Below are 22,927 nucleotides of genomic sequence, written 5' to 3' on the forward strand. Positions count from 1 at the left end.
CCGAACCCGGACCGGGGCACGCGAAGCGAAAAGCTCAGCGATTCACGAACTTCGGCTTCCGCTTCTCGGTGAAGGCACTCATGCCCTCCTTCTGATCCTCCAGCGCGAACAGCGAGTGGAACACCCGCCGCTCGAACCGCAGCCCCTCGGCGAGCGTCGTCTCGAACGACCGATTCACCGACTCCTTGGCGATCATGGCCACCGGCAGCGACACCGACGCGATCGTCTGCGCCACCTCCAGCGCGGTATCGAGCAACTCGGCGGCCGGGACAACCCGGGCGACCAGCCCGGCCCGCTCGGCCTCCTCGGCGCCCATGTTGCGCCCGGTGAGCACCAGATCCATCGCCTTGGCCTTGCCGATGGCCCTGGTCAGCCGCTGCGACCCGCCGATACCGGGAATCACCCCGAGCTTGATCTCCGGCTGCCCGAACTTGGCGGTGTCGGCGGCGAGCAGGATGTCGCAGATCATGGCCAGCTCGCAACCGCCGCCGAGCGCGTACCCCGCCACCGCGGCGATGGTCGGCTTGCGGAACTGCGCGAGCCGCTCCCACTTGGCGAAGTAGTCGTCCAGGAACATGTCCATGTACGACCTGGGCTGCATCTCCTTGATGTCGGCGCCGGCCGCGAAGGCCTTCTCCGACCCGGTGATCACGATGGCGCCGACCTCGTCGTCGCGCTCCAGCTCGTCCAGCGCGGCGAGGACGTCGTCGAGCACCTGCGAGTTCAGCGCGTTCAGCGCCTTGGGCCGATTCAGCGTGATCCAGCCGACGACACCGGTCTCCGCGGTGCCCTTGCGCTCCAGCAGGATCGTCTCGAAATCGGTCACTCGGGGGCCTCCTGGTTCGAGCGGTCACGGATGTCGGTGACGATAGCGGAGAAATCCCGCGCCGCATCCGCCTGGTTGAAGCGGGTGTAGATCTGCGCGGCCAGCGTGCCGAGCTGCCCGTCGACCCCGTTGTCCCGCAGTGCGTTCGCGGCGAGGCCGAGGTCCTTGGTCATGAGCGCGGTGGCGAAGCCGGGCTTGTAGTCGTTGTTCGCGGGGCTGGTCGGCACCGGCCCCGGCACCGGGCAGTAGGTGGTGAGCGACCAGCTCTGGCCGGACGCCGTGGAGACCACGTCGTAGAAGGACTGGTGGCTCAGCCCCAGCTTCTCACCGAGCACGAGCGCCTCGGAGAGCGCGACCATGGAGACCCCGAGCAGCATGTTGTTGCAGATCTTGGCGGCCTGGCCGACGCCGGCGCCGCCGCAGTGCACCACCTTGCCGCCCATGACCTCCAGCACCGGGAGCCCGGCCGCGAAATCCGCCTCCGCGCCGCCGACCATGAAGGTCAGCGTGCCTGCGGCGGCACCGGCGACGCCGCCGGAGACCGGGGCGTCCAGGGCCCGGTGCCCGGCCGCCACCGCGCGCTCAGCGGCGGTCTTGGCATCCGCGACGTCGATGGTGGAGCAGTCGATGAAGAGGGTGTCCGGTTCGGCGGCGGGCAGGATGTCGCCGTAGACGTCGAGCACCAGCTTGCCGTTGGGCAGCATGGTGATCACCACCTCGCGCCCGGCCACCGCCTCGGTGGCGGTCGGCACCACGGTGGCGCCGTCGGCGCGGGCCTGCTCCTGGGCGGCGGGCACCGGGTCGAAGGCGAGCACATCGTGGCCCGCCTTCACCAGGTTGGCGGCCATCGGCGCACCCATGTGGCCGAGACCGAGGAATCCGATCTTCACTGTTCGTCCTCCGATGTGGTGAGCCCGAGCTCCCGATCGCCGAGCTCGGCGAAGTACTCCGCCACCAGCCCGTCGGTGACCTCGGCCAGGGTGGCCGGCTGCCATTGCGGATTGCGGTCCTTGTCGACGACCTGCGCCCGGATGCCCTCGACCAGGTCGTGCGAGGCGAGCGAGGCGATGGAGACGCGGTACTCCTCGTTCAGCACCGCCTCCAGGTTCGGCAGCTCGCGGGCGCGGCGCAGCGAGCGCAGCGTGACCTTGAGCGCCACCGGCGACTTGCCGAGGATGTCCGCGGCGGCGGCCTTCGCCTCCGGCGCGTCGCCCGCCTGCAGCCTGGCCACGATCTCCTCGACGGTGTCCGCGCTGTAGGCGGCATCGATCCAGGAGCGCTGCGCGGCCAGCGCCGACTCCGGCGCGGCGGTGGCGAACTTCGCGATGGCGTCGTCGGCGCTCTCGGTGCGCAGGGTGTCCAGCAGCGCCGGGATCTGCTCGGATGGCACGTAGTAATCCGCGAAGCCCGCCGCGATGGCATCGCCCGCGGTCATCCGCGCGGTGGTGAGCGCGACGTGCGCGCCCAGCTCACCCGGCGCGCGGGAGAGCAGGTAGGTGCCGCCGACGTCGGGGATGAAGCCGATCCCGACCTCCGGCATGCCGATCTTCGACCGCTCGGTGACGATGCGGTGGCTGCCGTGCCCGGAGAGCCCGACGCCGCCGCCCATCACGATGCCGTCCATGACCACGACGTACGGCTTCGCGTACCTGCCGATGAGCGCGTTCAGGATGTACTCGTCGCGCCAGAACGTGCCGGTGGCCGAGTCCGCAGCGGCGGCGCCGGTCGCGCGGCCCAGCTCCTTGGCGTCGGAGTGGATGGCGACGATATCGCCGCCCGCGCAGAGGCCACGCTCCCCCGCCCCGGTGACGACGACGGTGCGCACCGCGTCGTCGTCGGCCCACTCGCGCAGCGCGTCGGTGATGGCGAGCGCCATCTCGTGATTCAGCGCGTTGATGGCCTTCGGCCGATTCAGCGTGATCAGCCCGAGGCCGTCCCGCCGCTCGATCAGGACCTCCGGCTCAGTCGTTCCGCTCATGCTCCGCCCTTCCCGGCAGGAGCGCGGGCCAGCCGTAGCTCATGCCACTCCTACCACCGCGCGGGCGACGACCACCCGCATGATCTCGTTGGTGCCCTCGAGAATCTGGTGCACGCGCAGGTCGCGCACGATCTTCTCGACTCCGTACTCGGCCAGGTAGCCATAGCCACCGTGCAACTGCAGCGCCTTGTTCGCAACCTCGAACCCGGCATCGGTGGCGAACCGCTTGGCCATGGCGCACAACTCCACCTTGTCGGGGGCGTCCGCGTCCAGCGCGGCCGCGGCCCGCCAGAGCAGGGTGCGGGCGGCCTCCAGCTCGGTGCGCATATCGGCGAGGTCGAACTGCAGCGCCTGGTTCTTCAGCAGCGGCTGGCCGAATGCCTGGCGCTCGGCCAGGTAGGGCACGGTCCGGTCGAGCGCGGCCTGGGCCCCGCCGACCGAGCAGGCGGCGATATTGATCCGCCCGCCGTTCAGCCCGTTCATGGCGATCCGGAAGCCGTCGCCCTCGTTACCGAGCAGGTTGGCGGCGGGCACGCGCGCGTTCTCGAAGATGACCTGCCTGGTCGGCTGGGCGTTCCAGCCCATCTTCTTCTCGTTGGCGCCGAAGGAGAGCCCCGGCGTGTCGGCCGCCACGACGAAGGCCGAGATGCCGCCCGCGCCGGGCGCGCCGGTGCGGGCCATCACCACGTAGACGTCGGTCGAGCCGGCGCCGGAGATGAACTGCTTGGAGCCGTTGACGATGTAGTCGTCGCCGTCGCGCACCGCCTTGGTGCTCAGCGCCGCCGCGTCCGAGCCGACGCCTGGCTCGGTCAGGGCGTAGCTGGCCAGCAGCTGCATCGAGGTGAGCCCGGGCAACCAGCGCTTGCGCTGCTCGTCGTCGCCGTAGCGGTCCACCATCCAGGTCGCCATGTTGTGGATGGAGATGTAGGCGGCGATGGCCGGGCAGCCGGTGGCCAGCTGCTCGAAGATGCGCACCGCGTCCAGCCTGCGCAGCCCGGAGCCGCCGTGCTCCTCGCCCGCGTAGATGCCGCCGAGCCCGAGCGGGCCCGCCTTGCGCAGCACATCGATGGGGAAGTGCTTGCGCTCGTCCCAGTCCAGCGCGTTCGGCGCGAGGAATTCGTCGGCGAACTCGCGAGCCGTGTCCCGGATCGCGCGCTCGTCCTCGTCCAGGTCGAACATTGTCATTCCATCGTGGGGATGACGAAGGCGTTGGACGCGGAGCCCGCGGAGCGTCCCGGGGACGCTGCTCGACTTCCGCCCTCGGGCCAGCGCTGGGTGACGGTCTTGGTCTTGGTGTAGAAGCGGATCGAGTCGGGACCGTGCTGGTTCAGGTCGCCGAAGCCGGAGCGCTTCCAGCCGCCGAAGGTGTAGTAGGCGATCGGCACCGGGATCGGCACATTGATGCCGACCATGCCGACCTGCACCCGGGCCGCGAAATCGCGGGCGGTGTCGCCGTCGCGGGTGAAGATGGCGACGCCGTTGCCGTATTCGTGCTCGTTGGCCAGCCGCAGCCCCTCCTCGTAGTCCTTGGCGCGGACCACGGTGAGCACGGGGCCGAAGATCTCCTCCTTGTAGATGCGCATCTCGGAGGTGACCTTGTCGAAGAGCGTCGCGCCGACGAAGTAGCCGTCCTCGGCGCCCTCGACCACCAGCCCGCGGCCGTCGACCACCAGCTCGGCGCCCTCCTCGATGCCGATGTCGATGTACTTCTTCACCCGGTCGACACCGTCCCGGCCGACCAGCGGCCCGTAGTCGGCGCCCGGGTCGTCGGACTTGCCGACATTGAGCTTGTGCACCCGCTCGGTGAGCTTCTCCAGCAGCCGGTCCGCGGTCTCCGCGCCGACCGGCACCGCCACCGAGATGGCCATGCAGCGCTCGCCCGCGGAGCCGTAGCCCGCGCCGATCAGCTGGTCGGCGACATCGTCGAGGTCGGCGTCGGGCATCACGATGGCGTGGTTCTTGGCGCCGCCGAAGCACTGCGCACGCTTGCCGTTGGCGGTCGCGGTCTCGTAGATGTACTGCGCGATCGGGGTGGAGCCGACGAAGCCGACCGCCTTGATCCGCGGGTCGTGCAGGAGCGTGTCGACGGCGGTCTTGTCGCCGTTGACCACATTGAAGATGCCCGGCGGCAGCCCGGCCTCCAGGAACAGCTCGGCGAGGCGCAGCGGCACCGACGGGTCGCGCTCGGAGGGCTTGAGCACGAAGGCATTGCCGCAGGCGATGGCGGGACCGGCCTTCCAGAGCGGGATCATGGCCGGGAAGTTGAACGGCGTGATGCCCGCGACCACGCCGAGCGGCTGGCGCATGGAGTAGACGTCGATGCCGGTGCCCGCGCTGTCGGTGTACTCGCCCTTGAGCAGGTGCGGAATGCCGACGGCGAACTCGATCACCTCGAGCCCGCGCTGAATGTCGCCCTTGGCGTCCGGGATGGTCTTGCCGTGCTCGGAGCTGAGCAGCGCGGCCAGGCTGTCCATCTCGTCCTGCACCAGGGTGAGGAACTTCATCAGCACCCGCGCGCGGCGCTGCGGGTTGGTGGCCGCCCAGGCCGCCTGCGCCGCCTCCGCGTTGGCGATGACCTCCTCGACCTCGGACTTGCTGGCCAGCGGGACCCTGGCCTGCACCTGCCCCAGGTTGGGGTCGTACACGTCGGCGAAATTGCCGGAGGTGCCTGCGACGTGCCGGCCTCCGACGAAGTGGGTGAGTTCGCGAGCCATGCCCAGTCCTGTTCTCTCGGGGAGTTCTACGGGCATCCTATAGTTGGACGTCCAAGTAATTACCGGTGGGGTACCGAATGTGACCCACCACACCATTATCCTCCCGCTCAGCCGAGCGCGGTGGCGATCGTGCCGAGCAGAGTGCGGCGGGCGGCCAGGCACTCCGGCGCGAACGGGAGCAGCGGGTAGTCGTGGATGGCGCCCGGCTCCTCGTGCAGGGTGACGGCGGGGGCGCGGTCGCGCAGCAGGCGGCAGTCGGCCAGCGCGATATCGCGGCCGCCGACGTAGAGGTCGATCGGCGGGAGCCCGCTGAGATCGCCGAAGAGCGGGCTGACCAGCGGGTCGTCCGGGGCGAGGTCGCCGCGCCAGACCTCGCCGCAGAGTTTCAGCCCGGCGGCCGAGAGCCAGGGGTCGCGGCGCTCCAGGGCCGGGATCTCCGGGTTCGTGAGGGCGATGTCGAGCCAGGGGGCGATGAGCGTGAGGCCGGTGGGTTCGGCCTGCAGCGCGGCCGCGAGGGCGAGGCCGGCGCCCGCCGAGTCACCGGCCAGGTGCACCGGGCCGTCGAGTTCGGCGAGCAGGGCGGTGAGCAGGGTGTGCGCGTCACGGGCGGTGTGCTGCGGGGCCAGGCCGTAGCGGGGGACGTGCACCGGGCGGCCGGTGGCCTCGGCGATATCGGCGACCAGGTCCCAGTGCTGGGTGGCGATGGCACCGACGTAGCCGCCGCCGTGCAGGTAGACGGTGCCGCCCCGGCCGCGCGGCGTCTCCGGGTCGACGGTGTGCACCGGGAAGCCCTCGACCTCGCGGGTGCTCAGCCGCTGCCGGATGCGGGCCGGTGGCTGCGCCGGGCGCTTGGGTTCGGCCAGGTAGGCGCGGGCATTGGCCGCGGTGGCGTAGCGGCGGTGCCGGGTGAGCCGGACGAAACCGGCGAGGACGTGCATCTGCCAGGACATGCCCCGGATTCTCCGGGATTCGGCCGAGTTTCGGGTCAGCCGAGCCCGCCGAGGGCCAGCCACTCCAAGCCGAGGAGCGGCGCGCCCGCGAACTGCGGGCGCGGCTCCGGCTCGGGGCGGAAGTCGCGGCGGGTGCCGCGCGGGTCGATGAGCCCGCCCGCATCGGCCGGGCCGAGGGCGGGAAGTTCGCCGGTGCGGGTTCGGGTCGGCACGGTGCACACCTCGCGGGGTCCGGGGATCGCGGTCGTCGTGCCATTGCAGCGAGTCCGGGCGCGGAAGTCGCGGATTGTGCTCGAGCCGAGCGGAAACCGGGGTGGACGCGGGTCAGTAGATGCGTACCTCCGGGATGGTCGCCGGCAGCGCGGCCCACTCCGGGTACTTGGCGATCTTGGCGCCGTTCAGCGCCTCGATCTTGGCGGGCAGCTCGGGGTCGGGGTCGTCGCTGACCTCCGGGCCGACGCCGAGCCGGGCGAAGTGCGGCACGATCTCCGGATCCCCGGCCAGGTGCACGGGGTCGTGCAGGTACCGCTCCAGCGCCGCCAGGTCGGCGATCCCGACGACATAGCCGTGCGTATAGCCGTCGGCATCGCCGAAGCAGCGCCCGACGGTGCCGAACGACACCGACTCCAGCGCCGCGGTGCTGCGCAGGAGCGTGAGCACCCGCTCCCGCTGCGCCGCCGTGGTCTCCGGCCGCAAGCTGAAACGAAAGGTGTGGACGATCAGGCGACGCTCTTCCACAGCGCGCTCCGAGCCGCGGCGGAGGAGGTCGGCGCGGCGTGCGCGGCCGCGGTGGAGCCCCTGCGCGACGCCACCGACGCGCCCGGCGCGCTCGCCGAGACCGCACGGCTGCTGCTCGCCGCCTGCTCCGACGAGCGCTCCCGCGCGCTGCGCAGACTGGCGGCGGCCGGGAGCAGCACCTTCCCCGAGCTGCTCGACGAGATCCAGGACGCCACCTCGGCGCGGCTGCGCTCCGCCCTCGCCGACCGGCTGGCCCGGCTCACCCTCGCCGGACGACTGCGCACGCCGGACCCGGATATCGCCGCCGACCAGCTTCTCGCACTACTCACCGGCGTACTGGAGTACCGCTCCCGGCTCGGTACGCGGGAGCTGCCCGCGACCGAACTCGACGCCATCGCGGCGGCCGCCGTGCGCACGTTCCTGTCCGCGTACGGCACACCCGGCCGATCGCCGCAGCCATCCGCCGGGCCCGTGTGACAATCGCCGCACACCCCGACGACAGGAGACCAGGCATGCGGCTGGCCGGTACCGAGCTCGGCGATTTCCGCGTCATCGACGCGCACATCCACCAGTGGGACCCGCTCGGCACCCCGCGCGACTTCAGCTCGCTGGCCAAGCTCTTCAAGTACCTGCCGGTGCCGATCGACCTCGCGGTCCGGGTGGCGAAGAAGCGGGACCGCGAGTTCGTCGGCGACCCGACCGCCTACACCAAGCCCTACCTGCCCGCCGACTACCGCGCCGACGCGGGCGAGCTCCCGGTCGCCGGGATCGTGCACATCGAGGTGGACTGGCACGCGAGCGCACCGCTCGGCAAGGCGGACGAGACCCGCTGGGTACAGAGCCTGCCCTTCGGCGTCGACACCCCGGCGCTGGCCGCGCTGATCGCCTCCGCCGACCCCGCCGCCGCGAACTTCACCGCCCTGCTGGATGCGCACGCCTCCGCCTCGCCGGTGCTGCGCGGCATCCGCACCATGGTCGCCAACCACCCGGACCCGGACGTCCGCTCCTTCGGCCCGACCCCGGACGCGCTCACCACCCCGGCCTTCCTGGACGGCTTCGCGGCGCTCGCCGAGCGCGGGCTCAGCTTCGAGGCGTGGGTCTACTCGCACCAGATCCCGCAGGTCACCGCGCTCGCCGAGCGGTACCCGGAGGTGCCGATCGTGCTGAACCACCTGGGCACCCCCGCGGGGCTCTTCGGCAGGCTCGGCAGCCGCACCGGCGCGGATGCCAGTACCCGCCGCGACCTGCTGCTGCGCTGGCGCGACGACACCGCGGCGCTCGCCGCGCACCCCGCCGTGGTAGCCAAGGTGAGCGGCCTCGGGATGCCGGTGCTCGGCCACCCGGTGCCGAAGCGCGGCAGCACCACCGCGGTGGACGCGCTGGTGGACCGGTTCGGGCCGCTGCTCACGCACGCGCACAGCGTCTTCGGCGCGGAGCGGCTGATCTGGGGGTCGAACTTCCCGGTGGACAAGCCGATCTCCACCATTCCCGGCAATGCCGAGGCCGTCGCGCTCGTCCTCGCCGAGTCCGGCTGTGATGCCGGACAGCTGCGCGCGGTGTTCGGCGGGAACGCGCGCCGGGTGTACCGGATCGAGGACTGACCCTCAGGGCACCGGAAGGAAGCGGGCGCCGAGCACGGCGCCGACCCGGTGGATGTGCTCGGCGATCCGGTCGGCGTCGATATCGATGGTGCCGGTGCGCCAGGCGGTGAGCAGCTCCACGAAGCCGCCGATGCCGATCAGCGTGCTGATCCGGAAGTCGGTCTCGTCCACGCCGGGGCGCAGGTAGGGGCGGGAGAGCTCGATCATGAGGTCGGTGGCGTCGCCGATCATGCGCTGGCGGCGCTGCTCGAGCACGGCGCTGCCCGCGTGGTCGGCGAGCAGGATGCGGGCCCGGCTGTGGTCGTCGGCCTGGAAGCGCACCGCGCGCCGCACCGCCTCGCGCAGGATCTCCAGCGGCGGCCGCTCCGCGGTGACCGCGCTCGCGAGGTCGGCGAAAACCTCCGCGCAGACATCGTCCCAGGCCGCGCCGAGCAGCTCCTCGCGATCGGCGAAGTGCTCGTAGAAATAGCGATCGTTCAGCCCGGTGCGGGTACAGACCTGACGCATGGTCACCGCCGCCCAGCCGCTCTCCGCCCACAGCGCGAGCGCCGCATCGATGAGCCGGGCCCGGCGCTCGGCGCTGCGTTCGGCGGCCGTGCGGCCACCCCAGGTGCGCGCGGGAACAGGTACGGCCACGGTTGACAAAGTACCACCGGCCGCGTGTGATTGGTGGCGGGTGCGGACAATGGGGTCACTCGACACCAGTTGGGCCCCTTCCACGACTTTCGAGGAGTGTGCATGCGGCTCAATCCCTTCGGCGGCCCCCGGCGGACCGCGAATGCCGACGCGGTGGTCACCGGCGCGGGCAGCGGCATCGGCCGGGCCTTCGCCGTCGAGCTCGGCAGGCGCGGCGGGCGGGTGCTCGTCGCCGATATCGACGAGACCCGCGCGGCCGAGACGGTCGAGCTGGTCGCCCGGGCGGGCGGCAAGGCCATCGAGACCCGGTGCGACGTGCGCTCGGCCGACGAGGTGGCGCTGCTGGCCGGAATCGCCGAGGAGTACTTCGGCGCCGACCCGACGCTGGTGATCAACAATGCCGGGATCGGCCAGGGCGGGCCGCTGGTCGGCGAGGTGACCCTGGACGACTGGAAGCGCACCCTGGACGTGAACCTCTGGGGCGTGATCTACGGCTGCCACGTCTTCGCGCCGCGGCTGCGTGCGGCGGGGCGCGGCGCGATCGTCAATGTCGCCTCGGCGGCGGCCTTCGGCACGGCGCCACGGATGTCGGCGTACAACGTCAGCAAGGCGGGGGTGCTCGCGCTCTCCGAGACGCTGGCGGCCGAGCTCTCCGGCACCGGAGTGAGCGTCACGGTGCTCTGCCCGACGGCGGTCAAGACCAATATCCTCACGCCGGAGGCGCCGCTGGACGGCTTCGCCGCGAAGGTCGGCGGCCCGCTGCTGCGCTGGACCGGGCGGCCGCCGGAGGCCATCGCCAAAACCACGCTCGACGCCGTCGACGGCGGTGAGCTGTACGTGGTGCCGCAGGTCGAGGCGAAGCTGGCCTGGTCGACCAAGCGGCTCGTGCCCACCGCCTACACCCGCGCCGCCGGGCTGATGGAACGGCTGGTCCGGTGAGCGCCGCCGACTGCGAGATCATCGTGGTCGGCGCCGGCTTCTCCGGCATCGGCGCGGGAATCCAGCTGCGCCGGGCCGGGTTCGACGACTTCCTGATCGTCGACGAGGCGGACGGGGTCGGCGGCACCTGGCACTGGAACACCTACCCCGGTGTCGCGGTGGACATTCCGTCCTTCAGCTACCAATTCTCCTTCGAGCAGCGCGACGAGTGGTCGCGGGTCTACGCGCCGGGCCGGGAGCTCGAGGCGTACGCCGAATCCTGCGTGGACAAGTACGAGCTGCGCGGGCACCTGCGCTTCGGCACCACCATCGAGCGGGCCGAGTTCGACGAGGCCGCGCACCGCTGGCGGCTGCGCACCGGCGACGGCGCCGAGCTCACCGCGCGCTTCCTCGTCGGCGCAACCGGCGCGCTGAGCAGGCCGAAGCCGCCGGAGATCCCCGGCATCGCGGAGTTCGCCGGGATCACCATGCACACCGCGCGCTGGGACCACGGGCAGCAACTGCGCGGCAAGCGGGTGGCGATCATCGGCACCGGCGCCTCGGCGGTGCAGATCATCCCGGCCATCGCGCCGGAGGTCGAGCGGCTCACCGTCTTCCAGCGCACCCCGATCTGGTGCCTGCCCCGGCCGGACGCGCCGCTGCCCGGCCCGCTCCGGCTGGCCCTGAAACTGCCCGGCGGCAAACTGCTCACCCGGCTGGCCAGCCAGACCTACGTGGAGCTCACCTTCCCGGTGGCCGCGCACTACTACGCCACCCTGCCCACCGCGGCGGCCGCCGAGCGGATCGGCCACGCGCACCTGCGCCGCTCGGTGCGCGATCCGGCGCTGCGCGAAAAGCTCACGCCGCGCTACGCGCTCGGGTGCAAGCGGCCGAGCTTCTCCAACGACTACCTGAGCACCTTCAACCGCGCGAACGTCGCGCTGGAGACCGATCCGATCGCCGCCGTCACGGCGACCGGGGTGCGCACGGTGTCCGGGGTGGAGCACGAAGTCGACGCGCTCATCCTGGCCACCGGGTTCCGGGTGATGGAGTCCGGCAGCATGCCGACCTTCGACCTGCGCGGGGTCGGCGGGCGCGATCTGGAGCAGTGGTGGGACGAGAACCGGCTGCAGGCGTACGAGGGGGTCAGCATTCCCGGCTTCCCCAATTTCTTCTGCGTGATCGGGCCGTACGGCTACAACGGCGCCTCGTACTTCACCCTCATCGAGAACCAGACGAAGCACATCCTGCGCTGCCTCGAACACGCCCGCTCGCGCGGCGCGACCCGGGTGGAGATCAGCGAGGCGGCCAACGACCGGTACTTCCGGGAGATGCTCTCGCGCCGGGGCGGTCAGGTGTTCTGGCAGGACAGCTGCGCGAACGCGAACAGCTACTACTTCGACAAGCACGGCGACGTGCCGCTGCGGCCGTCGACGACGCTGGAGGCGGCGTGGCGGGCCGGGCACTTCGATCTCGGCGACTACCGGTTCTCCGCCGCCTGAGGCGGGTGTAGGGCAGTGGGCGGGCAGCGCCGCTACCTTCCGGCTGACGGTTAGCCGGATCACACTGGAGAACGGCACCCGACGCCGGGACGTTCCGGCCCCCACTCGACACCCGATGGCCCCGCCCACGAGCCCCGGTGTGTCTTCGGCCCCGGCGCCGGGTGTTCATCACTCCTCCAGCGCGCGGTACAGCGCGGCCAGATCCTTCCAGCCCGCGGTGGCTATCGCCTCGTCCGGGGCGGTGCTGCGCAGGGCCTGGCGGAGCAGGACCGGGTCCAGGTCGTCCACGGCCGGGCGCGGGGCCGGGCGCGGCAGCGCGGGGAGGTGCAGATTCTCGCCGTAGGGGTCGGCCGGGTCGGTGCTGTCGCGTTCCCGTTCGACCGCGCCGATCAGGGCGTCCGGGTCGACGCCGCGCACGGTGAGCAGGTCGCGCGGGTGCTCGTCGATCCGGTCGGCGAAGACCTGGCAGACGGCGGCGACGTGCCTGCACGGGCGGGCGGAATCCGGGCAGGTGCAGTCGAAGTCGAGGTCGGCGGCGGTGTCCGGGAGCAGGAGCGGCTCCAGGCGCGCGGGCGGGAGTCCGGCGACCACCTCGGCGAGCGTGCCTGGGGTCGCGCGGATCTCCTCGACCAGCAGCTCCAGCTCCTCCGGGCGCATGCGCCGCACCACGAGCGCCGCGGTGAACGGCCGCGGCTGGCTGCCCTGCACCTCGCCGACCACCACCCCCGGCTCGGCCCGCCAGCTCAGCACCTGTCCCGCCCGCACCACCGCCCGCCCCCGCGCCAGCCGCCCGTGCTCCCCGACCCGGTCGATCCCGGCCAGCAGGGCCCGCCCCCACCGCGGAGCGGATCGCGCCGCGCCTGCCCGGCGGGCACCGTCCCGCCCGGCGGGGCTCACTCCCCCACCGCCTCGGCGCCGAGCGCGAAGAGATCGCGGAGCTCGTCGGTGCCGAGCTCGGTGACCCAGTTCTCGCCGACCCCGACGGTGAGATCCGCGAGTTTGCGCTTGTGCGCGATCATCTCGTCGATCCGCTCCTCCAGCGTGTCGACGCAGACCAGCTTGCGCACCTGGACCGCGCGGCGCTGCCCGATCCGGTAGGCCCGGTCGGTGGCCTGGTTCTCCACCGCCGGATTCCACCAGCGGTCCAGGTGCACCACGTGATTGGCGGCGGTGAGGGTGAGCCCGGTGCCGCCCGCGGCCAGCGAGAGCACCATGAGCGGCGGCCCGTCCGCGCTCTGGAACCGCTCGACCATGGCGTCCCGCGCCCCGCGCGCCACCCCGCCGTGCAGGAAGGGAACCGCGGTGCCGAACCGCTCGGTGAGGAACGGCACCACCAGCTCGCCGAATTCGCGGAACCGGGTGAAGAGCAGCGCCTTCTCGCCGTCGCCGAGCACACCGTCGACGATGTCCTCCAGCAGCGCCAGCTTCCCGGAGCGGTGCCGCCCCCGGCGCAGCACCGGCGAGCCGTCGCCGAGGAAGTGCGCGGGGTGGTTGCACACCTGGGCCAGCCGGGTGAGCGCGGCCAGCACCGCGCCGCGGCGCGCCATGCCTTCGGCGGAGCGCAGTTTCTCCACCATGTCGTCGAGTACCGCCTGGTAGAGCGCGGCCTGCTCGGCGGTGAGGTTGGCGCGCACCGTCATCTCCAGCTTCTCCGGGAGGTCGTCGATGACGGCCGGGTCGGTCTTCACCCGGCGCAGCACGAAGGGGCCGGTGATGGCGCGCAGCCGGGTGACCGCGTTCTGATCGGCCTCCCGCTCGATCGGCACCGCGAACCGGGCACGGAACGCCTGGGCGCTGCCGAGCAGCCCGGGGACCACGACATCGAGCAGCGCCCGCAGCTCCTCCAGCCGGTTCTCCATGGGGGTGCCGGTGAGCGCGAGCCGGTGCCGGGCCCGCACCGCGCGGGCCGCCCGCGCCTGCCTGGTCGCGGCGTTCTTCACGTGCTGCGCCTCGTCCAGAACCAGCCGCTCCCAGCGGCATTCGGCGAGGTCGGCGACGTCGCGGGCGAGCAGGGCGTAGGTGGTGATCACCAGGTCCGCCTCGGCCGCGGCGGCCGCGAGCGCGGCGCCGGAGAGCCGCCCGGCCCCGTGGTGCACCAGCACCCGCAGCCCGGGCGCGAACCGCGCGGTCTCGCGCTGCCAGTTGCCGACCACCGACATGGGGCAGACCAGCAGCGTCGGCGCGGCGGCGCGCTCGTGCAGCAGCAGCGCCAGCACCTGGATGGTCTTGCCGAGGCCCATGTCGTCGGCGAGGATCGCGCCGAGACCGAGCCTGCTCATGGTGGCCAGCCAGGCCAGCCCGCGGCGCTGGTAGGGGCGCAGGGTGGCGCCGAAGCCGGGTGGGTCGGGCACCTCGGCGCTCTCGGTGTGGCGGTCGAAGAGCTCGGCGGCCCAGCCGGTGGCGGTGACCTCGGTGATCGGCACGCCGTCGACCCGCTCGCGGGCGAGCTCGGCGAAGAGCGCGGCCAGCGTCGCCTCGTCGCCCCGGTGCGCGGCCACGTAGCGCGCGGCCGCGCTCAGCGCCGTGCGGTCGGCCTGCACCCACTCGCCGCGCAGCCGCACCAGGTCCGATTCGGCGGTGATGAGCCTGCGCATCTCGGCCTCGGTGAGCTCGGTGTCGCCGAGCGCGAGCTCCCAGCGGTAGGAGAGGATGCCGGGCAGCCCGACGGCGCTCTCCGCGGCGGGCGGGCTGGTCACCCGGAGTTTGAGGGTGGGCGCGGTGACGGTCCAGGGTCGGGGCAGCAGCAGCCGGATGCCCGCCGCGTGCAGCGCGGCGGCGCCGTGCTCGACCAGGTCGGCCACCACCTCGGTGGGGAGCAGCAGGTCGAGGGTGGTGTCGTCGCCGGGCAGGTCGCGCAGCCGGGGGTAGGCGGCCCTCGCCTGCTCCAGCTTCGCCATCCCGGTGCGCAGCCGGACCGGGTCACCGTGCAGGGCAACGGGTTCCGGCGCCTCGTCGGCGCGGACGCAGACCTCGAGGCGCCAGAGGGTGAATTCGCCGCCGTCGCCGTCGGGCTCGCCGAGCCGGAGGACCAGCTCGTACTCCTCGGCCTCCAGGCCGGCGCGCCAGCGCTCCAGCACCTCGGCCGGGCGGTAGCCGCCCGGCTCCACCGGTTCGTCGTCGTACAGCCCGGCGACCAGCGGGTGCTGCGAGCGCGCGGCGTGGCCGAGCAGGGAACGGGCGATAGGGTCGGTGAGCTCGGCGAGCAGATCCTCCAGGACCGCCGCCGGTCTGCCGGGCACCCGCAGGGCAGCGGGCATGAGGGCGGCGAGCTCGGCGCTCCAGGCGCGCTGGCGGGCGCCGCCGACGAGTTCCCAGCGGGCCCACCACTGCCCGTCGGCGCGGCGCAGCTGCGGCACCACCCGGCCCGCGCGCACCCAGCGCTCGATGCCGTGCGCCACGTGCGCGAGGAAGCGCAGGTCGCCCGCGGCGCTCTCCGGCGGCAGCCGCTGCCGCAGCACCTCGGCGGCGGCCGCGGGGGCGAGGGCGTGCGCGGGGACCTCGGCGACGGCGCCGGTCGGCTGCAGTGCCTCGGCGCGGTGCCGGAAGCGGGCGCGAGCCAGGAGCCCGCCGAGCGGTTCCGGCGGCTCCGCCCCCCGGCGCTCGTCACGCCACAGCAGCAGGCCGGCGCCGGGCGACCACAGAGCGTGCAGCATCAGCCCATCCAAGCACCAGGCTCCGACAACCCGGCTCGTGCCCGGTGCCAGGGGCGGCGCTCGTTGGGGAGCGAATCGCGCCATCCCCAGCCCGGCACCGGCCGGGCAGGCGCCTGTCGGTGCCGCACGGTACAGGTGGGCTCATGCCAGCGCCGATGCTCCGCTCGCTAGTCGCCCTCACCGCCGTCTGCACCGTGCTCACCGGCTGTGCCGCCTTCGGCCCGGCCGACGCGCCCGCACCGGGCAGCCCGACCCGGGCCGAGCTCGAGCAGCTGCTCGGGCGGGTGCGGGTGGTGCCGGACCGCCCGCACCCCGGCGGCTACCAGCGCGGCTGCAAGGACGGACAGGCCTGCGTCTTCGGGGAGTCGTGGACCGATGCCAGCGACGCTCCCGGCGGCCGCGACGGCTGCGACACTCGCAACAATGTCCTCGCGGCCCAGCTCACCGCCGTGCGGTTCCGCCCGGGGACGCGGAATTGCGTGGTCGTCGCGGGCTCCCTGGACGACCCCTACACCGGCACCCACATCACCTTCGACAAGGCCGACGCGCGGGCCGTACAGATCGACCACGTCTTCCCGCTGGCCGCCGCCTGGGATCTCGGCGCCGCCACCTGGCCGCAACCGCTCCGGGTGCGCTTCGCCAACGACGTCACCGTGAACCTGGTCGCCACCGCGGGCGCCGCCAACCAGGCCAAGAGCGACGGCACGCCGGGCGAATGGCTACCACCGGCGACCTCGGGCCACTGCTTCTACGCGGGCAAGTACCTGGCCGTCGCCACCGACTACGACCTCCCGCTCACCGCCGCCGACAGCGCCGCGCTGCGCGACATCGCCGAGAAGTGCCCGTAGCTCAGGCCCCGGTCGCCACCGGCCGCTTGGGATCGTGCGCCCACTGCGACCAGGAGCCCGGATAGAGCGCCGCCTCGATCCCGACCACGGCGAGCGCCGCGATCTGGTGCGTCGCCGTCACCCCCGACCCGCAGTACACCGCCACCGGCCCGTCCAGCCCGGCGAAGCGCTCGCGCAGGTCGTCGAGCGGGCGGAAGCGGCCGTCGCCGTCCAGGTTCTCGGCGGCGGGGGCGCTCACCGCGCCGGGGATGTGCCCGGCGCGCGGGTCGATCGGCTCGGTCTCGCCGCGGAAGCGCTCGGCGGCGCGGGCGTCGAGCAGCGCGCCAGGCCAGCGGGCGGCGGCGTCGGCATCGATGACCGGGAGGTGGCCCGCGGTCAGCACCACGTCGCCGAGCGGCGTCTCCGCCTCCGCGCCGGTCGCGACCGGCTGCCCGGCGGCGACCCAGGCGGGCAGCCCGCCGTCCAGGATCCGCACGTCGGCGATCCCGCCCCAGCGCAGCAACCACCAGGCGCGGGCCGCGGCCAGGCCGCCGGTGGCGTCGTAGACCACGACGGCATCGCCCCGGTGGATGCCCCAGCTCCTGGCGCACTGCTGGAGGTAGCCGAGGTCGGGCAGCGGGTGCCTGCCGCGGGCGGGCGACGGCGGCGCCGCGAGCTCGATATCCAGGTCGACGAAGACCGCCCCCGGAATGTGGCCCGCCGAATACTGTTGCGGGCCTTCGGGATCGCCGAGGTCCCAGCGCACGTCCAGTAGCCGGACCCGCCCTTCCGCCACCTTCGCGCGCAGTTCGGACGGCGAGATCAGTACCCCGCTCACCACAGCTCCTCATGGTCGCCGGTCACGCGTCAGTGCGTGGGAATCCGCACACCATAGCGCGCGAAGGTGTACGGAACCGGGCCAGTTCCGCGCGACCGGCTACGGACACCGGGAGGTCCGGGGTGCAGGATGCCGGAGGTGAACGGTCCCGCAGAGCGCCTCGCCGCCGACACCGAGCAACCCGCGAACCGGGCGCAACCCGTCGGCGCGGGCGTGGTGACCGCGCTGGTCGGCTTCACCAGTTCGTTCGCGGTGGTGCTCGCCGGGATCACCGCGGTCGGCGCGACCCCGGCGCAGGCGGCCTCCGGGCTGGCCGCGCTCTGCGTCACCCAGGCGGTCGGCATGCTGCTGCTGAGCCGCTGGTTCCGGATGCCGATCACGCTGGCCTGGTCGACGCCGGGCGCGGCGCTGCTGGCGAGCACCGGCGCGGTGGCGGGTGGCTGGCCCGCGGCGGTCGGGGCCTTCGTGCTGGCGGGGGCGCTGATCGTGCTGACCGGGCTATGGGGGCGGCTCGGCGCGCTGGTGGCGGCGATCCCGGTGCCGATCGCGCAGGCCATGCTGGCCGGGGTGCTCGTCCCGCTGTGCCTGGCGCCGGTCGAGGCGGTGCGCAGCTCGCCCGCGGTGGTGCTGCCGGTGATCGCGGTGTGGCTGGTGCTCACCCGGTTCGCGCCGCGCTGGGCGGTGCTCGCGGCCTTCGGCACAGCCGCGGTCGGCGCCGCCATCGCCATCGGGGTGCGGCACACCCCGCTGGACGCAGGCGCCATGGTCCCCGCCCTCGAGCTCACCTGGCCGCACTGGAGCTGGCAGGCCATGATCGGGCTCGCGGTGCCGCTCTACATCGTCACGATGGCCTCGCAGAACATTCCCGGGACGGCGGTGCTCGGCTCGTTCGGGTACCGGGCGCCGTGGCGCGCCGCCATGACCGTCACCGGCATCGGCACCGTGCTCGGCGCCCCCGCGGGCGGACACGCCATCAACCTGGCGGCCATCAGCGCGGCGCTGGCCGCCGGGCCCGCCGCGCACCCGGATCCGCAGCGGCGCTGGATCGCGGCCTTCAGCACCGGCGCCTGCTATCTGGTGCTCGCCCCGGCCTCGGCCGCGCTGGTGACGCTGGTCGCGGCGGCGCCCGCCGGGGTGCTGGAGACGGTCGCCGGGCTCGCGCTGCTCGCCACCCTCGCCGGCTCGCTGACCGGCGCGCTCGCGGACGAGCAGCACCGCACCGCCGGTGTGGTGACCTTCCTGATCGCCGCCTCCGGTGTCGGCTTCCTCGGCGTCGGCGCCGCCTTCTGGGCCCTGCTGGCCGGGCTCCTGGTGCGTGCCGTGCTGCTCCGGCGACCGGTGGATCCCGCCTGATCAGCGCACCGGCACGAGACCGGCCGAGCAGCGCACGCCGACCGCGACCGCCCGAGCTACCCAGGCGGATACAGGGCCCCGGGGGCGCGCAGCCCTCCCCCTCACCCCCGGCTCAGCAGCGTGAGCGGATCCTCCAGCAGGTGCGCGATATCGGCGAGGAAGCGGGCGCCGGTGTCGCCGTCGATCATCCGGTGGTCGAACGCGACGCCGAGCGTGGTCACCCAGCGCACCGCGAGCTCGTCGCGCACCACCCACGGCCGCTTGCGGACCGCGCCGAGGCAGAGGATCCCGCCCTCGCCCGGGTTCACCAGCGGCACCCCGCTGTCCACCCCGAACACCCCGATATTGGTGATGGTGAAGGTGCCGCCGCGCAGGTCGGCGGTGCCTGCATTGCCCGCCCGCGCGGTCTCCACCAGCCAGCTCAGCTCCCGGCACAGCTCGCGCAGCGAGAGCGTGTGCGCCTCCTTGAGATTCGGGACGAGCAGGCCGCGCTCGGTGGCCACCGCGATGCCGAGGTTCACGTAGTGCTTGGTGACAATGTGCTGGTTGGCGTCGTCCCAGTAGGCGTTCACAGCCGGGAAGTCGCCGAGCGCGACCAGCGTCGCCTTGGCCACCAGGGTGAGCGGGGTGAGCGGGAGCCCCTCGAACGACGCGGTACTGCGCAGGTGGTCGAGGAGCTCCATGGCGGCGGTGAAGTCGACGGTGACCGAGGCGCCCGCCTGCGGGATGGTCCGCGCGCTCACCACCATGGCGGCGGCGGTGCGCTTGCGCACCCCGGCGATCGGGGTGCGGGTCTCCCGGGAGACCGGGCGGATGACGCCGGTGCGCGCGTCCGAGGCGACGTGCGGTTCCGCCGCGGCCGGTTCGGCGCCCGGTGCGCGCCGGGGTTGTGAGATGGGGACGGCTCCGCGCACGTCCTCGACGGTGACCGCGCCCTCCGGCCCGGAACCGGCCAGGAACCACAGGTCGATGCCGAGTTCCTTGGCGAGTTTGCGGGCAGCGGGGGTCGCGGCGGCCCGGCGCGCCTTGGGATCACCGCCCAGCGGCGAGCGAGCCCGCCCATCGGAGGTCGGGTTCTGCCGCGCCGCCGCGGGGTCGGGCGGCGGCGCCGCCGCCGCATTGGCGATATCGCCCGCGATCGCCGATGGACCGCGGCCCGGCTCCGCGCGCGCCATCGCGCGCGCCGCGGCCCCGGCCGCCTCGGCGGCACTGCGCGGCCTGCGCCGCGTCTCCGTCTCCCCGGACGGCCCGTACCCGACCAGCACCCCGCCCCGCGGTGCCGAATCCGGTTCCGGCGCCGAGTACTTCACCGGCGCGGCAACCGCACCGCGCCCCCGCACCCGGATGAGCGGCGACCCGACCGGCACCGTCTCGCCCGGCTGGGCGAGCAGCTCCGCGACCACTCCGGCGAACGGGGAGGGCAGCGCCACCACCGCCTTGGCCGTCTCCACCTCGGCGATCACCTGATTCAGCTCCACCTCGTCGCCGACCGCGACGGCCCAGGAGACGAGCTCGGCGTCGGCGAGCCCCTCCCCCAGGTCGGGTAGCCGGAATTCCAGCACCGGACCCGGGGTGGCTGCGTCTCGAACGGCGGCATCGTTCACGAAGGGCACCTCTCACGGAGCGATTCAAGCGGCGAGGGAGCGGTCGACCGCGGCCAGAATGCGGTCGGCGTCGGGCAGGTGGTGTTTCTCGAGCTTAGCCGGGGGGTAGGGGATGTCGAATCCGCCGACTCGCAGCACCGGGGATTCCAGGTGGTAGAAGCAGCGCTCGGAGATCCGCGCGGCGAGTTCGGCGCCGAGCCCGCCGGAGACCTGCGCCTCGTGCACCACCACCAGCCGCCCGGTCTTCATGACCGACTCTTCGACCGTCTCCAGGTCGAGCGGGCTCAGGCTGCGGAGGTCGACGACCTCCGCCGAATGCCCCTCGGCCGCCGCGATTTCCGCCGCCTTCAGCGCGGTGGCGACGGTGCCGCCGTACCCGGCGATCGTGATGTCGTCGCCCTCGGCGCAGACCCGCGCGCGGTCGAGCGGGAGCGTGGGCGGGGCGTCGAAATCCACCTCCGCACGGTCCCAGTACCTGCGCTTCGGCTCGAAGAAGAGCACCGGGTCGTCCAGCGCGACGGCCTGCCGGATCATGTGGAAGGCATCCTCCGGCGTGCTTGGCGCGACCACCCGCAGCCCGGCGGTGTGCGCGAAGTACGCCTCCGGCGATTCGGAGTGGTGCTCCACCGAGCCGATGCCGCCACCGAACGGGATCCGGATGGTGAGCGGGGCCCGCACCTTGCCCTGGGTGCGGTAGTGGATCTTGGCGACCTGCGAGACGATCTGGTCGAAAGCGGGGTAGACGAAGCCGTCGAACTGGATCTCGCAGACCGGACGGTAGCCGCGCAGCGCCATGCCGAAAGCCGTTCCGATGATGCCGGATTCGGCCAGCGGGGTGTCGATCACCCGGTGCTCGCCGAAGTCCTTCTGCAGTGTGTCGGTGACCCGGAAGACGCCGCCGAGCCTGCCGACGTCCTCGCCCATGACCACGACCTTCGGGTCGTCGTCGAGCGCGGCCCGCAGCCCGGCGTTCAGCGCGGCGGCGAAGGTGGTGATCATGCGGGCACCCCCTGCCGCTCGGCGTCCGCGCTGGACGAGACCGGCCCGGACGCGTGCGGGCCGGTCGGCACGGCCGCACCCGGCTCGTCGGCCAGATACTCCGCGAACTCCCGTCGCTGCCGCTCCAGCCCGGCGTGCGGGGTGGCGTACACGTGGTCGAAGAGCGTCTCCGGCGCCGGGTCCGGCATCGCCAGCGTGGCGCTGCGCAGGCGATGCGCCACGGCGTCGGCCCGCTCGGCCACCGCGCGCTCGAACTCCGCGTCCCAGCCGGACTCCAGCTCCAGCAGCCGCCGCACCCGGTCGATGGGATCGCGGCCGCGCCACTCGTCGGCCTCGGCGGCGGCGCGGTAGCGGGTGGGGTCGTCGGCGGTGGTGTGCGGGCCCATGCGGTACGTGAGCGCCTCGATGAAGGAGGGGCCGCCGCCGGAGCGCGCCCTCGCCAGCGCCTGCCTGGTCACCGCGAGCACGGCGAGCACGTCGTTGCCGTCCACCCGGACACCCGGCATGCCGTAGCCGTAGGCCCGGCGCACCAGCGGCACCGCGCTCTGCACCCGGACCGGCGCGCTGATCGCCCAGTGGTTGTTCTGGCAGAAGAAGACCACCGGCGCGGCCCAGCTCGCCGCGAAACCGAGCGCCTCGGCGATATCGCCCTGGCTGGTCGCGCCGTCGCCGAAGTAGGCGACGGTGGCGAGTTCGGCGCCGTCCAGGTGCGCGGCGTAGGCGTAGCCGGTGGCGTGCAGCCCCTGTGCCCCGACCACGATGGCCGGGTTGGTCATCCCGACGGCGTCCGGATCCCAGCAGTGGTGCGCGACCCCGCGCCAGAGCCGGGTCATGTCGGCCGGGTCGACGCCGCGGCACCACGCCACCCCCGCCTCGCGGTAGCTGCAGAAGACGTAGTCGTCGGGGCGCAGGGCGCGCGCCGACCCGATCTGCGCGGCCTCCTGTCCCCGCAGCGGCGCCCACAGCCCGAGCTGCCCCTGCCGCTGCAGCGCGGTGCCCTCGGTATCGATCCGGCGGGCGATCACCAGGTCGGCGTAGAGCTCGCGCAGCTCGGCGGCGCCGATATCGGCGACCAGCGCGGCGTACTCGGGGTCGAGCACCCGCCTGCCGTCGGGCTGGACCAGTTGCACGGGGTATGCGCGTTCGCGCGCTCGCTCGGACATGTGCCGTCTCCTGTCGTGCGGGCCTTGTGAGCCGTACCACTCAGCATCCACCATCACGCGATCCGCGCAACCGACAGCGACACGACTGCGCAGAATGCGCAATCTCTAGGGCGCAGTCGCTGTCATACTGCGTCGCATGTCCAGTTCACTCGATGCCACCGACGCCAGGCTCCTGCTCGAACTCGTGCACAACCCCCGCGCCACCGGGGTCGAGCTCGCCACCCGGCTCGGCCTCTCCCGCAATACCGTGCAGGCCAGGCTGAACCGCTGGGAGGCGAGCGGCGTGCTCGGCAGCGTGGAGCGCCGGGTGGAGCCGCGCGCCCTCGGCTACCCGCTCGCCGCCTTCGTCGCGGTGGTGGTGGATCAGCACCGCCTCGATCCGGTGGTGGCCGAGCTGGCCGAGGTCCCCGAGGTGACCGAGGTGTGCGGCATGACCGGCGAGACCGACCTGACCGTCCGGGTGGTCGCCACCGACGCCGACGACCTCTACCGCATCGCCGGGCAGATCCTGAAGATCCCCGGCGTCGAGCGCACCAATATGGCGCTGGTCATGCGCGAGCTGGTCGGCCCGCGCAGCACCCCGCTGCTGCACCGGCTGGCCCGCAACGGGCGCCCGCCCGGCTAGGG

22 protein-coding genes are annotated in these 22,927 nt (G+C 73.2%); 7 read left to right on the forward strand and 15 right to left on the reverse strand.

Annotated elements, in window-relative coordinates:
- Positions 1 to 34: 34 nt before the first annotated feature.
- The 8 genes from NH2_RS00170 to NH2_RS00205 all read right to left on the reverse strand — a co-directional run bounded on the left by NH2_RS00170 (position 35) and on the right by NH2_RS00205 (position 7,206).
- Positions 35 to 826 (reverse strand): enoyl-CoA hydratase, encoded by a 792-nt coding sequence (locus NH2_RS00170; protein WP_067646272.1) that lies wholly within the window; start codon positions 824 to 826, stop codon positions 35 to 37.
- Entirely contained in the window at positions 823 to 1,716 is an 894-nt protein-coding gene (mmsB, locus tag NH2_RS00175) for a 3-hydroxyisobutyrate dehydrogenase (protein WP_281202000.1), read from the reverse strand. Before mmsB ends, NH2_RS00170 begins: the two co-directional genes overlap by 4 nt.
- Positions 1,713 to 2,804 (reverse strand): enoyl-CoA hydratase/isomerase family protein, encoded by a 1,092-nt coding sequence (locus NH2_RS00180; RefSeq protein WP_067646275.1) that lies wholly within the window; start codon positions 2,802 to 2,804, stop codon positions 1,713 to 1,715. Before NH2_RS00180 ends, mmsB begins: the two co-directional genes overlap by 4 nt.
- A gap of 39 nt (positions 2,805 to 2,843) precedes the next feature.
- Positions 2,844 to 3,983, reverse strand: a complete 1,140-nt coding sequence (locus NH2_RS00185) for an acyl-CoA dehydrogenase family protein (protein WP_067646278.1) — start codon at positions 3,981 to 3,983, stop codon at positions 2,844 to 2,846.
- Between the two features lie 2 nt (positions 3,984 to 3,985).
- On the reverse strand, positions 3,986 to 5,518 hold the full coding sequence (locus tag NH2_RS00190; protein WP_067646281.1) for a CoA-acylating methylmalonate-semialdehyde dehydrogenase: 1,533 nt from the start codon (positions 5,516 to 5,518) through the stop codon (positions 3,986 to 3,988).
- A gap of 107 nt (positions 5,519 to 5,625) precedes the next feature.
- Positions 5,626 to 6,468, reverse strand: coding sequence for an alpha/beta hydrolase fold domain-containing protein (locus NH2_RS00195; protein WP_067646284.1), 843 nt, complete (start codon positions 6,466 to 6,468; stop codon positions 5,626 to 5,628).
- Between the two features lie 35 nt (positions 6,469 to 6,503).
- Complete coding sequence (locus NH2_RS00200; protein ID WP_157103539.1) at positions 6,504 to 6,680, reverse strand: hypothetical protein; 177 nt, start codon at positions 6,678 to 6,680, stop codon at positions 6,504 to 6,506.
- Between the two features lie 112 nt (positions 6,681 to 6,792).
- Entirely contained in the window at positions 6,793 to 7,206 is a 414-nt protein-coding gene (locus NH2_RS00205) for a Dabb family protein (protein ID WP_245650359.1), read from the reverse strand.
- Between NH2_RS00205 and NH2_RS00210 the strand changes: the two genes are divergently transcribed.
- On the forward strand, positions 7,180 to 7,683 hold the full coding sequence (locus NH2_RS00210; RefSeq protein ID WP_218021646.1) for a TetR/AcrR family transcriptional regulator C-terminal domain-containing protein: 504 nt from the start codon (positions 7,180 to 7,182) through the stop codon (positions 7,681 to 7,683). The two genes, NH2_RS00205 and NH2_RS00210, sit on opposite strands and share 27 nt — an antisense overlap.
- 35 nt (positions 7,684 to 7,718) lie before the next feature.
- On the forward strand, positions 7,719 to 8,807 hold the full coding sequence (locus tag NH2_RS00215; protein ID WP_067646290.1) for an amidohydrolase family protein: 1,089 nt from the start codon (positions 7,719 to 7,721) through the stop codon (positions 8,805 to 8,807).
- Positions 8,808 to 8,810: 3 nt separating this feature from the next.
- Here the strand turns inward: NH2_RS00215 and NH2_RS00220 are convergent, their stop codons facing one another.
- The gene (locus tag NH2_RS00220; protein ID WP_067646293.1) at positions 8,811 to 9,443 is read right to left on the reverse strand and encodes a TetR/AcrR family transcriptional regulator; all 633 of its coding nucleotides are present in this window, start codon (positions 9,441 to 9,443) and stop codon (positions 8,811 to 8,813) included.
- A gap of 102 nt (positions 9,444 to 9,545) precedes the next feature.
- Between NH2_RS00220 and NH2_RS00225 the strand changes: the two genes are divergently transcribed.
- Positions 9,546 to 10,382 (forward strand): SDR family NAD(P)-dependent oxidoreductase, encoded by an 837-nt coding sequence (locus NH2_RS00225; protein ID WP_067646296.1) that lies wholly within the window; start codon positions 9,546 to 9,548, stop codon positions 10,380 to 10,382.
- A complete protein-coding gene (locus NH2_RS00230) occupies positions 10,379 to 11,863 on the forward strand; it encodes a flavin-containing monooxygenase (protein WP_067646299.1) in 1,485 nt (494 codons plus the stop codon). The genes NH2_RS00225 and NH2_RS00230 overlap by 4 nt, the downstream gene beginning before the upstream one ends.
- Before the next feature lie 168 nt (positions 11,864 to 12,031).
- Here NH2_RS00230 and NH2_RS00235 read toward each other — a convergent pair whose 3' ends face one another.
- Together NH2_RS00235 and NH2_RS00240 are read right to left on the reverse strand one after the other, a co-directional pair.
- Positions 12,032 to 12,760 carry an SWIM zinc finger family protein gene (locus NH2_RS00235; protein ID WP_067646302.1) on the reverse strand — a complete coding sequence of 243 codons (729 nt, stop codon included), beginning with the start codon at positions 12,758 to 12,760 and terminating at the stop codon, positions 12,032 to 12,034.
- Positions 12,757 to 15,516 carry a DEAD/DEAH box helicase gene (locus tag NH2_RS00240; protein WP_067646305.1) on the reverse strand — a complete coding sequence of 920 codons (2,760 nt, stop codon included), beginning with the start codon at positions 15,514 to 15,516 and terminating at the stop codon, positions 12,757 to 12,759. The genes NH2_RS00235 and NH2_RS00240 overlap by 4 nt, the downstream gene beginning before the upstream one ends.
- Positions 15,517 to 15,659: 143 nt before the next feature.
- On the opposite strand from NH2_RS00240, the gene NH2_RS00245 reads away from it, so the two are divergent.
- Complete coding sequence (locus NH2_RS00245; RefSeq protein WP_067646308.1) at positions 15,660 to 16,364, forward strand: HNH endonuclease family protein; 705 nt, start codon at positions 15,660 to 15,662, stop codon at positions 16,362 to 16,364.
- Position 16,365: 1 nt separating this feature from the next.
- Here NH2_RS00245 and NH2_RS00250 read toward each other — a convergent pair whose 3' ends face one another.
- Positions 16,366 to 17,181 carry a sulfurtransferase gene (locus NH2_RS00250; RefSeq protein WP_157103540.1) on the reverse strand — a complete coding sequence of 272 codons (816 nt, stop codon included), beginning with the start codon at positions 17,179 to 17,181 and terminating at the stop codon, positions 16,366 to 16,368.
- Between the two features lie 129 nt (positions 17,182 to 17,310).
- Here NH2_RS00250 and NH2_RS00255 point away from each other — a divergent pair, with 129 nt between their 5' ends.
- Entirely contained in the window at positions 17,311 to 18,534 is a 1,224-nt protein-coding gene (locus NH2_RS00255) for a benzoate/H(+) symporter BenE family transporter (protein WP_067646310.1), read from the forward strand.
- A gap of 101 nt (positions 18,535 to 18,635) precedes the next feature.
- Here NH2_RS00255 and NH2_RS00260 read toward each other — a convergent pair whose 3' ends face one another.
- Genes NH2_RS00260 through pdhA form a run of 3 tightly spaced genes read right to left on the reverse strand, consistent with a single transcriptional unit; the run spans position 18,636 to position 22,300 of the window.
- Positions 18,636 to 20,138, reverse strand: coding sequence for a dihydrolipoamide acetyltransferase family protein (locus tag NH2_RS00260; RefSeq protein ID WP_067647542.1), 1,503 nt, complete (start codon positions 20,136 to 20,138; stop codon positions 18,636 to 18,638).
- 24 nt (positions 20,139 to 20,162) lie between these two features.
- A complete protein-coding gene (locus tag NH2_RS00265) occupies positions 20,163 to 21,137 on the reverse strand; it encodes an alpha-ketoacid dehydrogenase subunit beta (protein ID WP_067646313.1) in 975 nt (324 codons plus the stop codon).
- Positions 21,134 to 22,300 (reverse strand): pyruvate dehydrogenase (acetyl-transferring) E1 component subunit alpha, encoded by a 1,167-nt coding sequence (pdhA, locus tag NH2_RS00270; RefSeq protein ID WP_084505100.1) that lies wholly within the window; start codon positions 22,298 to 22,300, stop codon positions 21,134 to 21,136. Before pdhA ends, NH2_RS00265 begins: the two co-directional genes overlap by 4 nt.
- 136 nt (positions 22,301 to 22,436) lie before the next feature.
- Here pdhA and NH2_RS00275 point away from each other — a divergent pair, with 136 nt between their 5' ends.
- On the forward strand, positions 22,437 to 22,925 hold the full coding sequence (locus NH2_RS00275; protein ID WP_067646316.1) for an Lrp/AsnC family transcriptional regulator: 489 nt from the start codon (positions 22,437 to 22,439) through the stop codon (positions 22,923 to 22,925).
- Positions 22,926 to 22,927: the final 2 nt, after the last annotated feature.

Source organism: Nocardia harenae NBRC 108248 (assembly GCF_001612885.1).
Lineage (GTDB): Bacteria > Actinomycetota > Actinomycetes > Mycobacteriales > Mycobacteriaceae > Nocardia > Nocardia harenae.

Coding starts and splice junctions, on each gene's coding strand:
- NH2_RS00245 (WP_067646308.1), top strand. CDS start 15,660: ATGCCAGCGCCGATGCTCCGCTCGCTAGTCGCCCTCACCGCCGTCTGC.
- NH2_RS00215 (WP_067646290.1), top strand. CDS start 7,719: ATGCGGCTGGCCGGTACCGAGCTCGGCGATTTCCGCGTCATCGACGCG.
- NH2_RS00190 (WP_067646281.1), bottom strand. CDS start 5,518: ATGGCTCGCGAACTCACCCACTTCGTCGGAGGCCGGCACGTCGCAGGC.
- pdhA (WP_084505100.1), bottom strand. CDS start 22,300: ATGTCCGAGCGAGCGCGCGAACGCGCATACCCCGTGCAACTGGTCCAG.
- NH2_RS00265 (WP_067646313.1), bottom strand. CDS start 21,137: ATGATCACCACCTTCGCCGCCGCGCTGAACGCCGGGCTGCGGGCCGCG.
- NH2_RS00255 (WP_067646310.1), top strand. CDS start 17,311: ATGCCGGAGGTGAACGGTCCCGCAGAGCGCCTCGCCGCCGACACCGAG.
- NH2_RS00195 (WP_067646284.1), bottom strand. CDS start 6,468: ATGTCCTGGCAGATGCACGTCCTCGCCGGTTTCGTCCGGCTCACCCGG.
- NH2_RS00185 (WP_067646278.1), bottom strand. CDS start 3,983: ATGTTCGACCTGGACGAGGACGAGCGCGCGATCCGGGACACGGCTCGC.
- NH2_RS00275 (WP_067646316.1), top strand. CDS start 22,437: ATGTCCAGTTCACTCGATGCCACCGACGCCAGGCTCCTGCTCGAACTC.
- NH2_RS00225 (WP_067646296.1), top strand. CDS start 9,546: ATGCGGCTCAATCCCTTCGGCGGCCCCCGGCGGACCGCGAATGCCGAC.
- NH2_RS00240 (WP_067646305.1), bottom strand. CDS start 15,516: ATGCTGCACGCTCTGTGGTCGCCCGGCGCCGGCCTGCTGCTGTGGCGT.
- NH2_RS00180 (WP_067646275.1), bottom strand. CDS start 2,804: ATGAGCGGAACGACTGAGCCGGAGGTCCTGATCGAGCGGCGGGACGGC.